Genomic DNA, 1,130 nt, shown 5'->3' with positions numbered 1-1,130 from the left:
GCCCAATCCGCTGCGATCTGCACGTAGGTCTCTTCCGGCTGCATCTTGATGGCGCCGATCTCTCGCTTCGAGATGCTGCCGGTGCGGCATAGCATCGGGATGAGCCAGCGCGGCTCGGCATTCTGCCGGCGCCCGATCGACAGCGAGAACCAGACGCTGTCGCCGAAATCGTCGCGGCGGCTGGGCGCCTCGTCGCGGCGCGCGAAACCTTCGCCCGCCGGTCTTTCACGCGACGGCGTGAAGGGCGCGATCTCCATGAGGTCCTCGGGGGCCGAGCGGCTGGCGCGGCACTGGCGCACGAAGGCAGCGGCCACCTGTTCGGCGCCATGCCTGGCGAGCAGCGCGTCGATGAAGGAGCGCTCGTCCTCCTTCACCGGCTCATCGAAAGCCGGATCGGCAAGGATGCGCTCGTCGTCGCGCCGCATCACGTCGTCGGCCGAGGGCGGGCTCGCCCATGTCGCCTTGAGGCCGGCGTTCTGCAACAGCCGTTCGGTGCGCTTGCGGGCGCTGTTGGGCACGATCAGCGCGCTGACGCCCTTGCGCCCGGCGCGGCCGGTGCGGCCGCTGCGGTGCAGCAGCGTTTCCGGGTTGGTCGGCAAATCGGCGTGGATGACCAGCTCAAGATTGGGCAGGTCGATGCCGCGCGCCGCGACATCGGTGGCGATACAGACTTTTGCGCGGCCGTCCCGCATCGCTTGCAGCGCATGGCTGCGCTCATTCTGGCTGAGCTCGCCCGACAGGGCGACGACGGAGAAGTTGCGGTTGTTGAAGCGCGCGGTCAGATGATTGACGGCGGCACGCGTGTTGCAGAACACCAGCGCGTTCTTGGCTTCGTAATAGCGCAGCACATTGATGATGGCGTTCTCGCGGTCGGGCTGGGCGACGCTCAGCGCCCGATATTCGATGTCGAGATGCTGCTTCTCCTCGCCGGCGGCCGAAATGCGCACCGCATCGCGCTGATAGCCCTGGGCGAGCGTGGCGATCGAGCGCGGCACCGTGGCCGAGAACATCAGCGTCCGGCGTTCGGCCGGAGCGGCGTCGAGGATGAATTCGAGGTCTTCGCGAAAGCCGAGATCGAGCATCTCGTCGGCCTCGTCGAGCACCACCGCCTTCAGCGCCGACATGTCGAG

1 protein-coding gene is annotated in these 1,130 nt (G+C 67.5%); it reads right to left on the bottom strand.

Going from position 1 to position 1,130, the window contains the following annotated elements:
• Positions 1-1,130 (bottom strand): DEAD/DEAH box helicase (locus EN969_RS32270; RefSeq protein ID WP_164758718.1); only part of this gene is annotated, 1,130 nt, incomplete at both ends.

Source organism: Mesorhizobium sp. M7A.F.Ca.CA.003.01.2.1 (assembly GCF_003998945.1).
Lineage (GTDB): Bacteria > Pseudomonadota > Alphaproteobacteria > Rhizobiales > Rhizobiaceae > Mesorhizobium > Mesorhizobium ciceri.
The sequence above is the reverse complement of the archived record's forward strand: the minus strand, read 5'-3'. Positions and strand labels throughout refer to the sequence as shown.